Here is a 16,902-nt window from a genome sequence, read left to right as displayed (position 1 = left end):
AAATATTTAAGGAGTTTTTTATGCAAGAGAAAGGGATACTTTTAAATCCACACTTTTTATCTTTACAGTATCAAGACGCAGGCGAAGCGAAAAGCACGGAAGCGTTTTTGCGTGAAGAAGTTTTTGGCAAAAAACAGACTACCATTCCTCAACAGCTTGGAATATCAGGCGATAAAGTTAAAGCTTTAAAGCAAGCGGACGTTGTTGCCAATCGTTATAAACAGGGAGTCAATCAAAGTGCTTCTCCTTTAAGTTTAAAATTAGAATTTAATAACTACGGGAAATTGGTCAATAAACTCGAAAGTTCTGCGTTTGGCTTTAAAGAATACAAATATGACTTTGACAGCACGGGGCATTTATTAAACGTTTGGTGTAACGATAAATTACAAGAACAATATTATTATAATGAACTTGGACAACGCATAAAAAGCGTTACGCCAAGGCTCAGTTCAGAATATAGTTATAATAATTTAGGACAGTTAGTTTATTCCAACGCCGTTAGTTATGAATATGACAGTTTGGGGCGTTTAATATCCAAACAATATAAAGGAAAAAAGACAACTTTTGAATATAAAAATCCACGTTATCACACGCTGTTAACCAAAATAGTTTTAGAAAACAGCGACTCGATTCAATATCTGTATGACGGAATTATGCCCGTTGCAAAATATCTAAACGCTATACTCACAGAGCGTTACATTTGGAAACACCCTTATCAGCTCTTAAAGTGGCAAGATTGTATTCACAATAAAGAATATCAATTTGAATATGCCGATAAACGCTCCCCCGTGGCTGTTTATACAAATAACCAACGTTACGCCTTGGGCTGTGATCAGGTGGGTTCGGTAAAAATTGTTTTAGATTATATGGGCAACTTGATAAAATATATAGACTATGATAGCTTTGGCAATATTTTAGCGGATAATAATAAGGCGTTTTTCATACCGCTCGCTTTCGCAGGCGGACTGCTCGATAAAGATACGGGCTTGTTACATTTTGGTTATAGGGCGTATGACTCAAAACTCGGGCGTTTTATTGCTCCCGACCCTTTGGGCGATACGGGCGGCGACCATGATTTATATGATTATTGTGTTGATGACCCTGTTAGTGCAAATGATTTTAGCGGGCTACAAGGTCAAAGAGTCTGGAACGAAAACGACCACCCTCGAGATGAAATTGGGCGGTTTACCTTTAAAGACGCTAGTGGAATAGATATTGGTAAAGTGCTTACAGAAATTAATAAAGGCAATCAGGAACAGAATAACAAATCAATGGTTTTTAAACCCAAAGAAAAAAATATAGCATTAATCAATGAAAAAGCAACGTTTGATAACTACCGCAGTGAACGATATAAAAGTGAATTAGGAGTTTTTGAAAACGGAGAAACAGCTTTTTATCAAGGCGGTGTAAGCAAAATCTTTGAAGCAACAAGCGAAGCTCCAAATTCTGGGGCAAGAATACTATATGGTTCATTTAAACCCGGAAGAGGTATTGGTGGTACAATGCTATCTTATGCAGATGAAGAGGGTAAACTAAGATTAACAGTTTATGGGAATGATAAAACAAAAGAGGCTTCTAGATGGGCTTTATTCCGTTGGAGTAAAACAGGGAAGACTCTAATAGGAAATCCAGATATAGACATACACGATTGGGAACGAGTAACTGATTTCAGAGAGGTAGAATATACTCATGAATTTCAAAATTTATATAGACAGTTTAATCTCTTTAAAAAACAATAAAAAGGATAATTAGTTATGTTTTTTAATCCAATATTAGACTATATCATTGGCTATACTGCGATTATTAGCACGATAGTTCTCATTGTCTTAATTATACGAGACAGACATTCTTATAAATGGTGGCAGTATATAGCCTCTTTGTTATGTTCTATTGCTTTTGTTGCTATATCTATAGGCATTGTATTGGCAGTACGTTCTAATTATCCCCTCACAAACTATACTGCGGAGGAATTGGTCAGAAGGATCTTCTGGTTCACTATTTATTTTTTGTGTTGCCAGATATTACTTTCTTATATCACGGGTAAATATATATTGAGAAATACTTTTAAAAAACTATTTTATAAGGTACATACTATTGTTACATTATATGTGGCTTTTTCTCCTGTAATGACAAAAGTCGTCAGACAAATAATTGGCTATTTTTCTCAATAAGGTTTAACAAGCTGACCCCAAACTCGGGCGGTTTATTGCTCCCGACCCTTTGGGCGATACGGGCGGCGACCATGATTTATATGATTATTGTGTTGATGACCCGGTTAGTGCAAATGATTTTAGTGGGCTACAAGGTCAAAGAGTCTGGAACGAAAACGACCACCCTCGAGATGATATTGGTAGGTTTATTAATAAAGAAAATATTGAAAATGTAAGAAAGCAATTATCTGTTGCTACAAGAAACTATAAGGCTGGAAAAAAGCTCGCTGACTGGATTGCGACTGGTGGATTATACTCAGCTGCATATCTTGCTGATAAAATAGTAGGTGGATTTAAAGGAGAAGAAAGCTATAAAGTACGTGACGGGGTAAAAAAAGCCTTAGAAATTAAAAAAGAAAAAACACTTATCAATGTAACCAAAGATATTATAACTAAATCTAAAAACAAAGATAAATAAAAAATTAGGATAGTATATGAAAAACACAAACCAACTGGTTTTTTATCGTTCTGTTTTTTACTTGTATATAGCAAGCATCCTATTTATTGGCATAAGCTTGTTTATGAGCTTTCATAGCTTCGGCAATAGTAGTATTCTTTTTTTAATTTTAGAATTTATCATTTTATGTTGGTTTATTAAATTTCCATATTTAGGGTGGATATGTTTAAAAAAGCAACAGCAATGGGGATTTTTAGATTACACAGAACTCTGTAATAAATTGTCATCAAGCAGTATCAAGAGTGAAAAAGCTGATTTAAAATCTTGTATTTGGATTGTATCCAAAAGAACAACCAAAGCTTTAATTACCTTTATTGTCGCAAGTATAGCATATATTGTGTATTTTGTTTTAGATGAAAATCAAATCACTTTGTATTATGACACCTTAATTTTTTGTATCATTATTATATTGTTTTTATACAGTCTTTTTCAGTTTATTATTTCACTTGTTGAAAGTTTTTAGCTGTTTTTAAAACTAGGGTATAAATTATGTTTGTAATAGATGCTGTTATAGAATTTATTTTTTCACTTATAGTTGTGTTTGTTTCAGGACTTTTTTATACCCTTTTTTATTATTCACCTGCTAGATTATTACGCACTTTAGTTTTCAAAACAGATCTTGAGACCCAAGAACATGATACGTTTTTTGCTAAATTATTCTGGGTTGTTATTGATGTGCTTAGTTGGGTAGTGCTGTTATATTTGTTATCTCTGCTTTTTGCATAGTTATTTCATGTAACACTTTGTTAATACTTTACTTGACCATGATTTATATGATTATTGTGTTGATGACCCTGTTAGTGCAAATGATTTTAGCGGGCTACAAGGTCAAAGAGTCTGGAACGAAAACGACCACCCTCGAGATGAAAGCGGTAAGTTTACAGATGAAGGAGAAACTAAGAATGAAGAAACCTCTGAAACAAGTTATCCCCCTATTCCATGGTATATGCCTTGGTGGATTGCTCCCTATGGACACCCGGAAAAAACGGCACGTCTTGAAAGTATAAAAATAGGCATGAAAGAACGGGCTCATAAATTTGCAGCCGGTTTTTTAGAAGTTGACGAGTTGCCTGTGCCAACACTGCCTAACACAGTTCTTAACCCAATTATACTTCCGAGTTATAAAAGGACACATATGAGTGATAAATGGAACAAAGATGGTACTCCACGTGAATAAATAAAACTTGAACAAACATCATTTTCTTAGATTTATTTCAGGTGATACACTTTATGTTTGGGTATCACCTGAATATGCTAACAATAAATAGGTATTATAAGAGGTAACAAACTATGCTTTTCGGAGTTGTATTAGATTATGTTATTGGCTATTTTGTTATAGCGATTATGGCAATACTCATTGTCTTAATAATACGAGACAGGCATTCTTATAAATGGTGGCAGTATATAGTCTCTTTGTTATGTTCTATTGTTTTTGTTGTTGTTTTTTTTATCGCTTTTTTAGAGATGGTGAATAGATTTTTTGCAGGATATGACCATGCTTCCTTGCCTATCATGATAAGATCTCCATATTGGGGAGTTATTTATTTTGCCTGCGTTCAGACTTTATTCTCTTATATTATGGGTAAATATATATTAAAAAATACCTTTAAAAACTTGTTTTACAGAGTGCATGCCATTGTTGCGTTATGCCTCTTTTTTGAACCTACGGTCGCTAAAGTCGTTAAGCAAATAATTGGCTATTTTTCTCAATAAGGTTTAGCAAACTGACCCTATAAGCTCAAATGATTTTAGCGGGCTGTTCGCTTTTTCTGTTTTCACTAAACTGATTAAAAAATTATTGTGGGATTATGCAATACTTAAAAAGCTATTAAAAAGTAAAAATAACAAATATAATTTATAAACAGTAAATAAAAGAGGATACGTTATGCATGCTGGTTTTCAAGACACTACTCAAAACAAAATAATCGATGATAACACCCTTGAGACAGAACAAAGTTTAGTTTCTTTTATCTTTTTAACGATCATTACTTTGGGTTTTTATAATTATTATTGGCTACTAAACTTAGTCAAAAGGCTTAATAAGTTACAGCAAAAAACAATCTGCTCCCCTTCTCTTGTGATTATTTCCGTGTGTTTATCTGCGTGGTGGGGTGTTTTATACACCGCTCAATTTATTTTTCATTACACTCAATATAGCTCAGCTGTGGAATTACTAGGGCTTATCAACAGCCTTTTGGATCTGTTTATTCTCATAAAAATAAAACAAACTTTATTAAGCTTAGTTAAAGAAAAAAGGTCTCATCTTCAAGTGCTTTGGATAGTATTGTTCCAAGAATATTATTACTATTATGTAATTAGAAAAACAGTGAAAAAAAACGAAAAGCTCTTATCAAACGCATAAAGAACTTTAAGGTTCTTGCCAAACTAAGCTCTACGGCTCAGTTCTACGATTAAGTTTTAAAATTAAGTTTTAAAATTAAGTCGGTTGGCAATTTTTGCAAAGAATGATATGCACTTTAAATTATAATTATCTTTTGAAAACAGACAGCAACTTTGCAACTTAACTATTTTTTATCACATTTTGTTAATTGACATATTGAAATTTTTGCCTGTTTTGCAAATTAAAACCCAACTTTAATAACAAACAAACTCATAAAGAAAAGATGTTAACCTTATGATACTCGCTCTTTTGGTTCTTTCTGTTATAGGCATGTTCTTGCTGGTTTCAGGCAGGTTTTTTAATTCCAGAGATTTTATTTTTGTTGCCTGTTATATTCCTGCGTTAGTGTTGTTTTTAATCGGAAACGATATGATCTGGGACAAACTGACTCCCGATTCTTATCAAGGTGATTTTATTGAAACCTTTTTGCCCCTTATTACCGTGCCTATCGGGGTTGTGGGTTCCACACTCTTATTGGGCTTATCTATGCTCGTTGGAACGCTCACGGTTGCTTTAGTCAGTTTTTTCTTTGATACACCGCTTAAATCACCTTTTCGTAAAAAAACAAAACAAGCAAGCGATTCTAATGAACAAAGTTCAACACCTTCCCCAAATGAACCAAGTTTGTCCCCTAATCGAGAGGTAAAAACTTCCCCGCCTGATTATAAAACACCAACGTCTGCACGGTCTTTTTCTATTTTTCAATTTCGTATTGCAGGACTAATAATTATATTGATTTCTGTTGGTGGTTTATTGCTGATTAAGACTTACGAAAAACATGTTCATACAACACACGAAGCAAAAATAGAGGCAACGCCTGCCGAGTTTTTTTCGGGAACAGCCAGCGAACAAGACCTTGAGCTTGCTTTTAAAGAAAAGCCATTTTTATGTTCGAAAAAATATGGGGCTGAGATAGAAGGCTTATTTAAAAACAATCAGCCCGAACGTGCAAAAATTTTTATTCAAACTCTAATAACACATTGTAATAGATATACTACCGCACATGAAGATTTTGTTAGCAGTTTTAAACAAAATGGTTCAATTTTAAGATTAGATGAGTTTCTTTCGGAAAAGATACTTGATGATCAAGACATCTTTCGTGATTTTGCATATTACCTAAACAATCATGGCAACCTTGATGAGTTAATGAAAATATTTTCTCACTATCACGCCCTTGCTTTAAAAGGCGACGAGGAAGCACGCTCACTTCTTGACCAAATGTTATCAATCGCTTGGAACAACACTGATTTTTTGATGCGTGTGCGTGCTTATACGGAAAACAATCCTTCGGCTTATCTTTCTGATTATTATATTGCTAGTATTAGTAGCTCCATGTTGTTTAATGGAGCAATGAAACTAAAACCCGAAGCACTAAAGCTCGCTGTTGAAATGGGTTTTAACCGTGAAAACACAAAGGGTGGCTCTGTTCTTTTTGGCTTTGTGAGGCAGTATGGCAACGCAGTTATTATTAAAAGACTTATCTCGGCGGGGGTAGATGTTAACGCACAAAATAGCGACGGAACAACCCCCTTGATGTTCTTAGTTAACGCCAAGAGAATAGATAAATTAGGAAATCCCGAAGCCAGCGACCAAACTTTAAGTAGCATTATGGATATTTTAATGCCTTTGTGTAATCCCTCTGCATATATAACGATGGGTGATAAAAATAATCTTTTACATTACGCCTGTCAAAACTTAAACTCTTCAGAAATTGCCAGCCCTCAACAAGATGAACAACAACGCTTGGAACTCATCAAATTGCTTATAGCTAACGGGGCTAACTTAAACCTTAAAAACAACAAGGGTCAAACAGCTTTAGATATAGCGAAATTAAAAAATAATACCCAAGCTGTGGAATTCTTAACCAAAGCCGGGGCAAAATAAAATTATTAAATTAAATATAACTATTGAGCATCATGAACAATTTTACTAACCTTTAATTTATAAACCTTGGATCATTAAACATGTTAAAACGTTTTTATATAAGTGTATTTGCTTTATTGTTCAGCTTATTTTTGTATATCCCTGCTTACAGCTCTAATAACGAAGAGTTGTTACTTGTATTATCCGAACGAGGCGATCTGGAAGGCGTCAAAAAAGTTATAGCTAACGGCGTTGATGTCAATGCTACAGATAAAAATAGTTATACGGCTTTAATAAAAACATTAACTAGTCCATATTTTAACCCTGAGGTGATGAGAACTCTTATAAAAGCTGGGGCTGATGTTAATGTTAAAGGCAATGACGGGTTTACCCCTGTGATGGCTGCTGCATATCTAGTTAAAAATCCTGATATTATTAATGAACTTATTAAAGCTGGTGCAAACGTCAATGCAAAACTCAACGATGGTCAAACAGCTTTGATGTTTGCGATGAACAGATATGACTCGAACTATAAAATAATAAAAACACTTATAGACGCTGGGGCGAACGTAAATGCTAAAGAGGAAAAGGGTGTAACAGTTTTAATGATGGCAGCAGACTACCAGCCAACTCAAATAATAAAAGAACTAATAAGAGCTGGAGCTAATGTTAATTTAAAAGATCGAGCTGGTTTTACTGCTTTAATACGTGCAGCCAGTGGGAATACTGACCAAAACGTTATTGTAGCACTTGTCAAAGCTGGGGCTGATTTGACTGTTAAAAACAACGAAGGCAACACAGCATTAATACAGGCATTGGCTTTTAACAAAAACTTTTTAGTCGCCAAGATTTTAATACAGCTAGGTGCAGATGTAAATGTCAGAAATTTCTATGAACAAACAGCTCTAATGTTATCCGTGCAACGCCCTGATCCAACCGTAACAACTGAATTGCTTAAAGCCGGAGCGAATATAAACGCTAAAGACAAAAATGGAAATACAGCTTTAATGCTTGCAATGGGACATTATAGCGATACTTTTCTTTATTCAGACGATGAGTATCAGGAAGATCAACCTAAAGAAGCCAATGTCAGCCTTTTTATAAAACCCAAAGTAATAACCACACTTATTGAGTTTGGGGCTGATATAACTCTTAGAAACAAAAATGGCTATACTGCTTTAGATATAGCGAAATTAAAAAATAATACTCAAGCTGTGGAATTCTTAACCAAAGCTGGGGCTAAATAAAATTATTAGATGAGACAGATAGTTGATTGAATTATCGGTTTATTTTATTGTTTACACTAAACATTTTTTATCCATGAACTTTATAAAAGGATTATAATATGTTAAAATATTTAAAGATTATAACTTTTGTATTATTGAGTAACTTTTTATTTTCCGTTTCTGCTTTTTCCATGAGTGCAGATGAATTTACAAAATTGTGTGAAAATGGTACGTTAGAAGAAGTCAAAAAAGCTATTGCTAGCGGGGCTGATGTAAATTCTAAAGCTAGTTTTTGGGGCGTGCCACCTTTGATGTTGGCAGTGGATAACAAACAAGACTCTGAAGCAATAATAAAAGAACTTATAAAAGCTGGGGCTGATGTCAATATTAAAGGCCCAAATGGTATAACTGCATTGATGTTGGCGTTAAATAACCAGAATAGTTTGGAACTTATAACTCGCTTAATTCAAGCCGGGGCAGAGGTAAACGCCAAAAGCGACGACGGAGCGGCAACGCCGTTACTCATGGCGATAGTGAAAGAGCGAGATTTAAGTATTATTCAAGCAATCATTAAAGCCGGGGCAAATGTAAACTACAAAACACCAAAAGGAATTACGGCTCTTATAGCGGCCGCCGAAGTAAACAAAGACCCTGCTGTTATTCAAACTTTACTCAAAAGCGGAGCAGATACAAGCGTTACAACCGAATATGGCGATAATGTTTTGTTGGTTGCGATTAGCAATAATAAAAACCCTGCTGTGGCTATTGCTTTAATTAAAGCGGGTTTGGACGTTAACCAAGCAAACCGTGTAACGCCGTTAATGCGAACTATAATTGACAATGCGGATATAGAAGTTTCAAGAGCCTTAATCAAAGCCGGGGCAAACGTAAACTCCCAAGAAGAACACGGAGTTACGGCATTAATGTTTGCAGCAAGCAACAAGAAAAAAGTTGATATGCTAAAAGAATTAATTAAAGCCGGGGCTGATGTAAATCTTAAAAATCAAATGGGCTGTTCGGCATTAGAAGTGGCTCAAGACAAAAATAATACCGAAGCAATTGAAGCCTTGCTCAATGCCGGTGCAAATTCTAGCGGTTGTAACTAAAAAGTTTTATTTCAAATTATGTTTCAAAATGTATTAAAATTTTAGCCTTATCAGGGCAAGCACCTTAATTTTTTTATGATTTTACTCTCATGAAATCAAAAAGTTACTATGCCAAAGAACGCAAAATAAACGTTTGCGACCTTCTTTATTTCGTTTGACAATTACAACAATAAACCGTGCTGCGTCCGCCAACTTTCATTGAACTCAAAAGGGTATTGCATTTTGGACAAGGCTGCCCTGCTTTTCCGTAAACCTGTAATTTATTTTGAAAAGCTCCGGGTTCTCCGCCTGCGGTTCTATAATCTTTAATCGAACTGCCACACCCTTTGATCGCCTCTTTTAAAATTTCTACCAAAACATCATGCAAGGTAAACAACTCTGCTGTTGTCAAGTTTTGCACCAAGGTATCAGGTTTGATAGAAGCTTGGAACAAAGATTCATCGGCATAAATATTACCTATACCAACAATAATTTCTTGGTTTAATAGCAAGGCTTTAATTTTTCCCTTACGCCCAAAAAAGGCAGAGGCAAAATCTTTATTTGTTATTTCAAGAGGTTCTAAACCAAGTTTATGCCAAAAATTCCAAGTATGAAGCTCGCTCGGTAAAACAAACTTACAATAACCAAAGCGACGCATATCATCAAAAAACAAACGTTTTCTCTCGTTATTTTCAGTAATTAGGTCAAAAAACAAACGTGTATGTTTATGCGGTGTTTCATCAAACGCCACAGGTAAAAGTCGCCCTGTCATTTTCAAGTGAAAACCCGCCATAACAGTCAAAGGCTCTTGGTTTTGTAAATTTTCCAGTTCAAGCAAGAGTAGTTTAGCCCTACGATAAATTCCGCTGATTTTTGTATTTTCTATAAGCGGAACAAGTTTAAGGCTTGCTTCGTCTAAAACTTTTGGGTCAACAATATTGACCTTAACAATTTGGGCATTTAACAATTCAGAACGTAAACCACGGGCAATCGTTTCTACTTCGGGTAATTCAGGCATTTTTTTTATATTGGGTAAAATTGTTCAAAGTAAATTTTATAAAATTTGGTTATAAAACTTTAACTATTTGGAATAACAATCTTAATTGTTTTTTGATTGCGTTTTAATTCTAAACTTAAAGCTTCTTTGTTTTGAAAGGCGGCTCTTCCAAATTTATGAATATCTTCCAAGTTGTTAACTGTTTTCTTGTTGATCTTTAATAAAATATCTCCGCTTTTTACGCCGGCTTTTTCCGCTCGTGAATTTGGTAAAACCTCTTTCACGAAAATTTTATTTGTTTTTGCGTTGTTTGTTTGCAATTCAAACTTAATACCTAAACGCCCTTGTGGCATAACAGGCAAGGGGTCTGCCTTAGTCAAAACAAAAAAGTCAGCGGCGGAAACATTTTCTTTTAATTCTTGTCCGTTTTCTCGCACAACGTTTACTTGCATTTTTTCAGGAAAATAAGGGCTAAAACCACCGTTAGGCTGATGAATAACTTTTTGCAAAGGTAAAATGCTTAAAACTTTTGCCTCCGGTTGCAATTCGTGAATACGTTTTGCTATCCCAAGCCCATACTCAACATGCCCGGCACCAACCAAAATAACCAAGGTTTTTTCTAATTTTTGTTTTGCGTCAATTGCTTGATGAGCCATAAAGGTATCCCAAAACGCCTGTATCTTTAAAAAACGCAAAAACTTTTCTTCGCTTTCAATCAAAGTAGCCTTGTTCTCGGTATTTTCTTTTTTATTTTGAGCCGACGCCATAGTCAACGCCATAGCCAAAGTCATAGGGTGAGCATTAAATATTTCTTTTAACTTGCCTTTTTGAGCTTCACCAACGGGAATAATATTCGGAACAAACATGCCTTTAGTTAAGCCAAGTTTTTGTCTTTCTTTGTCTGAGAGTTGGTTAATTGCCTTTGGTTCGCTTTCTCTTACTGCCTGAAGCAATTTTTTATTTGCATTTAAACCAAAAAGCGGAATATTATTTGTAAGTGCAAAGTTTAAAGGACTCGCATAATATTCTATAGGGAAACCCCAATTTTCAAGCCAGTTTATTTTTTCTGAAAACGCCTCAAGAGAAAGAGCTTTACCGTTCAAACCCTTACGATAAATTTTATAGAGCCTTTGATTTTCATTAAAGGGCAACATTTCCAGACCGATACCCATGCGAGCCAAATAGAGCTTTGAAAAATCACTATTTTCAACGGGTAAAGCTTTAATTTTTTCTGACAATGCTTTTATGATCAAACCTTGAACTTTGTGTTGTTCCAATGAAGTATGGCGTTCACCAATCAATAAATAATCAGCTTTGACTAACTCTGAGAGAAGCTTATCAAAACTGAGTTCATTGCCGTTTGCATCATAAAATCTATTCGTTTCTTCGGTATAAGGAACTGGCGAAACCTCTTGGCTTAACGCCTCAAGATTTTTATTGGAAGTTTTAACACAGGCACCACTCATCAATAAAAACAAAAATAAAAACAACAGTACGAAAAAATCGGAGAAAATTTTTATTGGCTCGTGTTTATTGATGAGTTTTTTTATGCCTAACATAAACTTATTAATCCCAAATTCTCTTGTCTTCAATAGGTTTTGAATTTACAGGTAAAGAACCCGGAGCCAAAACTTTCAAAGTAGGTCTTAATTTAATTTTTTCACGGAAAGTATGTAACAATTCATCTTCACGTTTAAAGGTGCTGGCTTCAACACATAAAGTAAGTTCATCAACACCACCGGGGTTAGTAACTTCAATTTGCCAACGTTTAATTTCTTCATATTTAGATAAGATTTGTTCAACCTGATGTGGATAAACAAAAATACCTTTAATTCTTGCAGTTGTATCAACACGCCCGACAATATTACCAAGCCTTGGGCTAGTGCGTCCGCAAGTACAAGGAGCTCGTTCTATAAAAGAAAGATCGCCCGTCGCCAAACGAATTAAAGGATAAGTTTTATTGAAAGCAGTAACGATAATTTCGCCGACTTCACCGTCTTTCAGCGGAATTCCGGTATCAGGGTCGCAAATTTCAACGTAAACACGGTTAGAAATATGCAGTCCGTTTTTTTGGAAACATTCATAGCCGATACAACCAACATCAGCCGTTCCGTAACCTTGGCGGATCACCATATCAAACATTTTTTCAAGTTGAGAACGCATTTTTTCAGAAAATTTTTCGCCGGTAACAAAAGCAACTTCCAAAAATAAATCTTTTCTGAGATTAAGGCGTTTTTCTTCGGCTTTTTGAGCTAAGTGCATCAAATAACTTGGAGTTCCGACATAGCCGGAGACTCTGAGTTTTTGCATTACGTCAAGCTGAGTTGCCACGTTACTCGGCCCTGCCGGCATAACGGCACAATTAAGGTTGCGTAGTGGCTCTTCAAACATTAAACCAGCCGGAGACAAGTGGTAGTTAAACGTAACTTGAACAACATCACCGGGGCGAAAACCGATAGAATAAAAAGCTTCGGTATATCCCCAATAATCATCGTGTCTGTCTTCAGGGTCAAAAATAGGACCGGGAGAAAGAAAAATACGTTTTAACTCTCCTATATCCTTAGTCAATAATCCCCCAAGGCGAGGTCCCATCGACTGTAAAAAAATCAATTCTTTTTTCTTTAAAATAGGAATATGTTTTAAGTCTGACAACTGTTTAAATTTTTCTACATTAAACTGAGCCCGATCAAAACGCTTTTTTACATCTTCAGAATAACGATAGCCGTAAGACAAAAGTTCCTTAAGCTGAATTAAATAGTATTGTTTACGCTCACTTTCGTCTAATACCTCACGGCGACTATAAATACCTTCTGTACGATCTTTGCGGGTCATTAATTTTCTCCAATATAAAATAAGACACTATTATTTAATTTTAGAATTGTAGCAATACTTAACGCTTTTTGCAAGAGTCTAAACGGGTTGCAAACATAAATTTAAAGATTAACTTTATATTAGTACATAATAAATAAAATAAAAATGTTATATACAAAACAGATAACAACAAAACAGCCTTAAAAACTGTTTCCACCGAGAACACAAAAAAATATAAAACAATTTTAAAACCAAGTAGCATGATTTGACAGAACTTTTATAAAACTGTTATTATAGACTATTGCAGAATAATCTCGTAGTGTTTTTTGTGCCTTAAAACGTTTTATGCTATAACATACAGAACATAAAACGATGACAAAACCACGCAAAAAAGAGTTTTGCAATAGCCTTTATTAATAACTTTCTTTCAAGCGATAAAATCAACACAGGTAAAAAACGATATGTCTTTTTTAAACGAAACACCCTCTGTTCTGGCTATTGCCGATAAAATACAAAACAACGAGCGTCTTAACTATAATGACGCTTTAACTTTATATAATGAGGCTTCTTTACACTTATTGGGCGTTTTGGCTCATCAAATCAGAATGAAAAAACACCCGAACAATATCGTTACTTATGTTGCCGACCGCAACATTAACTATTCTAACGTCTGTGTATGTGCTTGTCGTTTTTGTGCGTTTTTTCGTCCGCCTGATCATGAACAAGGTTATGTATTAAGCAAAGAAGAGCTTAAGGAAAAAATCGAAGAAACTATCGCCCTTGGCGGAACTCAAATTTTAATGCAAGGTGGACATCACCCTCACTTGCCTTTAAGTTTCTACGAAGATATGTTAAGTTATATCCGAAACGAGTTTCCTTCTATTCATATCCACGCCTTTTCACCGCCGGAAATATATTTCTTTGCCCAAAAAGAAGGAATTGATACAAAAGAAGTAATAAAACGCTTTATTGGGGCCGGTTTGCACTCAATTCCCGGTGGCGGAGCCGAAATTCTTGTTGATCGTGTTCGCAAACAAGTTTCACCCAATAAATGTCCGGCTCAAGACTGGCTTAATATCATGCTTGAAGCCCATGAACTTGGTCTAAAGACAACAGCCACCATGATGTTTGGACATGAAGAAACCAAAGAAGAACGCCTCGAACATCTTTTTGCCGTCAGAAAAACCCAAGATAAAAGTAACGGTTTTACCGCCTTTATTCCTTGGACTTTTCAAGCCGAAAACACAAATATTAATGTTCCGCCCACACCGGCTATGGAATATTTAAGAATTTTGGCTTTATCGCGTCTTGTTTTGGATAATATTCCAAACATTCAAGCGTCTTGGGTAACAATGGGGGCTCAAGTAGCCCAACTGGCTTTATATTTTGGTGCAAACGACTTTGGTTCTTTAATGATAGAAGAAAATGTTGTTGCCGCCGCCGGGGTTTCTTTTTCACTCTCCAGAGAAGACATTCACAAAACCATTATTGCCGCAGGTTTTGAACCAAGGCAAAGATATATGGATTATCAATTGGTATAATAACTTTATTATTTAAACCCTACACTCCCGTGAAATTAAGTTTATTGGTCGCCTCATATACCTATAATAAAACTTGTTTTTATTATAATCTCATCATTTAAACTTCATACTCTCACGAAATTAGCTTTATTGGGCGTCTCATATATCTATAATAAAACTTGTTTTTATTATAACTTTATTATTTAAACTTCATACTCCCGTGAAATAAACCTCTTTGGGTCGCCTCATATACTTATAATAAAACTTGTTTTTATTATAACTTTATTATTTAAACTTCATACTCCCGTGAAATAAACCTCTTTGGGTCGCCTCATATACTTATAATAAAACTTGTTTTTATTATAACTTTATTATTTAAACTTCATACTCCCGTGAAACAAACCTCTTTTGGTCGCCTCATATATCTATAATAAAACTTGTTTTTATTATAACCTTATTATTTAAACTTCATACTCCCACGAAACAAACCTCTTTTGGTCGCCTCATATACTTATAATAAAACTTGTTTTTATTATAACTTTATTATTTAAACCCTACACTCCTGTGAAATAAACCTCTTTTGGTCGCCTCATATACCTATAATAAAACTTGTTTTTATTATAATCTATTAAAAACCCTAATGCTCCCGTGAAATTAACTTTATTGGTCGCCTCCGGCGGGCACGGGCTTTATGTGAAGCCCTTTGCATTCCCCACAACAGGGCTGCCGCCCTGTACCCGCAAACGCACCACGCATTAGTTGATGCCTAATCGGCATCAAAAGTTTGAACGCACCATGGTTTCTTTTAACGGCGATTAAAAACGTAAGTTATTTGTGAAACAAATATAAAAATTTGTATTTATTATAATCTATTCAAAAACTAACGCTCTAACGCACCACGCATTAGTTGATGCCTAACGGCATCAAAAGTTTAAACGCACCATGGTTCCTTTTAACGGCGATTCCATGTTGGCATCTTAACAAATGACGTGAGTAAGCTTATTTTTTTTTGTAATCCAGTAAAAACTAATACTCCCGTGATATTAACTTTAAAAGGTTTTGGCTTTATCGCGTCTTGTTTTGAATAATATTCCAAATATTCAAGCGTCTTGGGCAATCTATTAACTATGTGGGGTGCTCAGATCGCCCAACTGGCTTTATATTTTGGAGCAAACGACTTATGAATTATCAATTGGTATAACAACAATTAAATCAATATAATATATAGAGAGATAAAATATTTTAAATTATATGATTGTAACATAACAATATATATGCTATGCTTTATTTTTAAAGGGAAACAATGAAACCATTGATAAATCAAAGCAAAGAAGTAAAATATGTTGAAAAAAAACAACCATAATTACAAACACTTGAAAAAGATTAGCTCATTTTCTTTTATTTTCATCTTTTACTTACAACTACTCATGGCGTTTTTATTCTTTGATTATAAACAAGTTTTTGCAGACCCCAAAAGCACCTCTGTTCTCAATCAAATTGTTACCGCCCAAAAAGATACTGAAACACCTGTCTTTAAAGCCAAGGTTATCGGAAAACTTCCCAAAGATGCGAGACATTTTACTCAAGGTTATTTTTTTATAGGCAACAAATTATATGAAAGCACGGGGCTTAAAGGTGAGTCGGCTTTATATCATATTAACGCCAAAACAGGTACAACAGTTGAATACCGCTGTTTAAGAGAATATTTTGCAGAAGGCGGAACAGAACTTAACGGACATATTCACCTTTTAACCTGGCAAGATAAAGTACGTTTTATTATAGACCCCAAAACCCTTAAAATAATTGAAACCAAACCGTTAAGCGGCGAAGGTTGGGGTATATGCAATGCAGATTTAGACAACACAAAACCATTGTTATGGTATAGCGACGGTTCAGCGACTTTAAGACTAATGAAAGTTCATAAAAACTTTGATTGGGAACAAATTAAACAAATTACCGTTTATGACCCCAAAGACAAAAAACCTGTTGATTGTTTGAATGAGCTGGAATTTATTAACGGTTATATTTTTGCAAATATCTGGAAAAGCAACAAAATCGCAATAATAGACCCCAATAACGTCGGTAAAGACGGTTTTGTACCCGTTATGGCTTGGCTTGATTGTCAAGACCTGTTTAAAGAACAATGTAATGAAAACAAACATAATATGTATTGGAACGCCGAGTCGTCGGTATTAAACGGAATCGCTTGGAATAAAGAAAAACAAAAACTTTTTGTTACGGGAAAACTCTGGAACAAAAGTTATGAGCTTAGCTTGCCCAACCTTGTGTTAGAGTCTGTGCAATAAAGTTTGAGATTTTATTAGAGGAATTA

14 protein-coding genes and 1 pseudogene are annotated in these 16,902 nt (G+C 34.9%); 12 read left to right on the top strand and 3 right to left on the bottom strand.

Annotated features, from left to right (window positions below; all coding sequences use genetic code 11):
* The first annotated feature begins 20 nt into the window (after positions 1-20).
* The 10 genes and pseudogenes from BT999_RS07535 (at position 21) to BT999_RS07485 (ending at position 9,263) form a co-directional block, all read left to right on the top strand.
* Positions 21-1,739 (top strand): RHS repeat domain-containing protein, encoded by a 1,719-nt coding sequence (locus tag BT999_RS07535; RefSeq protein ID WP_072697175.1) that lies wholly within the window; start codon positions 21-23, stop codon positions 1,737-1,739.
* Positions 1,740-2,196: 457 nt separating this feature from the next.
* Positions 2,197-2,628 (top strand): annotated as a pseudogene (locus BT999_RS07525) (RHS repeat-associated core domain-containing protein); the annotation flags it as partial.
* Positions 2,629-2,644: 16 nt separating this feature from the next.
* Entirely contained in the window at positions 2,645-3,130 is a 486-nt protein-coding gene (locus tag BT999_RS07520) for a hypothetical protein (protein WP_072697172.1), read from the top strand.
* 26 nt (positions 3,131-3,156) lie between these two features.
* On the top strand, positions 3,157-3,393 hold the full coding sequence (locus BT999_RS07515) for a hypothetical protein (RefSeq protein WP_072697171.1): 237 nt from the start codon (positions 3,157-3,159) through the stop codon (positions 3,391-3,393).
* 220 nt (positions 3,394-3,613) lie between these two features.
* Complete coding sequence (locus BT999_RS07510) at positions 3,614-3,844, top strand: hypothetical protein (RefSeq protein ID WP_072697170.1); 231 nt, start codon at positions 3,614-3,616, stop codon at positions 3,842-3,844.
* Between the two features lie 113 nt (positions 3,845-3,957).
* Positions 3,958-4,380: a hypothetical protein gene (locus tag BT999_RS07505; protein WP_072697169.1), complete on the top strand. Its 423-nt coding sequence runs from the start codon at positions 3,958-3,960 to the stop codon at positions 4,378-4,380.
* Positions 4,381-4,552: 172 nt separating this feature from the next.
* On the top strand, positions 4,553-5,029 hold the full coding sequence (locus BT999_RS07500) for a DUF4234 domain-containing protein (RefSeq protein ID WP_072697168.1): 477 nt from the start codon (positions 4,553-4,555) through the stop codon (positions 5,027-5,029).
* A gap of 273 nt (positions 5,030-5,302) precedes the next feature.
* Entirely contained in the window at positions 5,303-6,952 is a 1,650-nt protein-coding gene (locus tag BT999_RS07495) for an ankyrin repeat domain-containing protein (protein WP_072697167.1), read from the top strand.
* 80 nt (positions 6,953-7,032) lie between these two features.
* Positions 7,033-8,178, top strand: coding sequence for an ankyrin repeat domain-containing protein (locus BT999_RS07490; protein WP_072697166.1), 1,146 nt, complete (start codon positions 7,033-7,035; stop codon positions 8,176-8,178).
* Between the two features lie 98 nt (positions 8,179-8,276).
* On the top strand, positions 8,277-9,263 hold the full coding sequence (locus BT999_RS07485; RefSeq protein WP_072697165.1) for an ankyrin repeat domain-containing protein: 987 nt from the start codon (positions 8,277-8,279) through the stop codon (positions 9,261-9,263).
* Between the two features lie 145 nt (positions 9,264-9,408).
* Here the strand turns inward: BT999_RS07485 and mutM are convergent, their stop codons facing one another.
* Genes mutM through BT999_RS07470 form a run of 3 tightly spaced genes read right to left on the bottom strand, consistent with a single transcriptional unit; the run spans position 9,409 to position 13,071 of the window.
* Complete coding sequence (mutM, locus tag BT999_RS07480) at positions 9,409-10,260, bottom strand: bifunctional DNA-formamidopyrimidine glycosylase/DNA-(apurinic or apyrimidinic site) lyase (RefSeq protein ID WP_072697164.1); 852 nt, start codon at positions 10,258-10,260, stop codon at positions 9,409-9,411.
* Between the two features lie 59 nt (positions 10,261-10,319).
* Positions 10,320-11,798: a ChaN family lipoprotein gene (locus tag BT999_RS07475; protein ID WP_072697163.1), complete on the bottom strand. Its 1,479-nt coding sequence runs from the start codon at positions 11,796-11,798 to the stop codon at positions 10,320-10,322.
* A gap of 7 nt (positions 11,799-11,805) precedes the next feature.
* Positions 11,806-13,071, bottom strand: coding sequence for a phenylacetate--CoA ligase family protein (locus BT999_RS07470; RefSeq protein WP_072697162.1), 1,266 nt, complete (start codon positions 13,069-13,071; stop codon positions 11,806-11,808).
* Between the two features lie 440 nt (positions 13,072-13,511).
* On the opposite strand from BT999_RS07470, the gene mqnC reads away from it, so the two are divergent.
* Positions 13,512-14,591 (top strand): cyclic dehypoxanthinyl futalosine synthase, encoded by a 1,080-nt coding sequence (gene mqnC / locus BT999_RS07460; RefSeq protein WP_072697160.1) that lies wholly within the window; start codon positions 13,512-13,514, stop codon positions 14,589-14,591.
* A 1,319-nt stretch (positions 14,592-15,910) separates the two neighbouring features.
* Complete coding sequence (locus BT999_RS07455) at positions 15,911-16,876, top strand: glutaminyl-peptide cyclotransferase (RefSeq protein ID WP_072697159.1); 966 nt, start codon at positions 15,911-15,913, stop codon at positions 16,874-16,876.
* Positions 16,877-16,902: the final 26 nt, after the last annotated feature.

Source organism: Desulfovibrio litoralis DSM 11393 (genome assembly GCF_900143255.1).
Lineage (GTDB): Bacteria > Desulfobacterota > Desulfovibrionia > Desulfovibrionales > Desulfovibrionaceae > Frigididesulfovibrio_A > Frigididesulfovibrio_A litoralis.
This window is presented reverse-complemented; position numbering and strand designations above follow the sequence as displayed.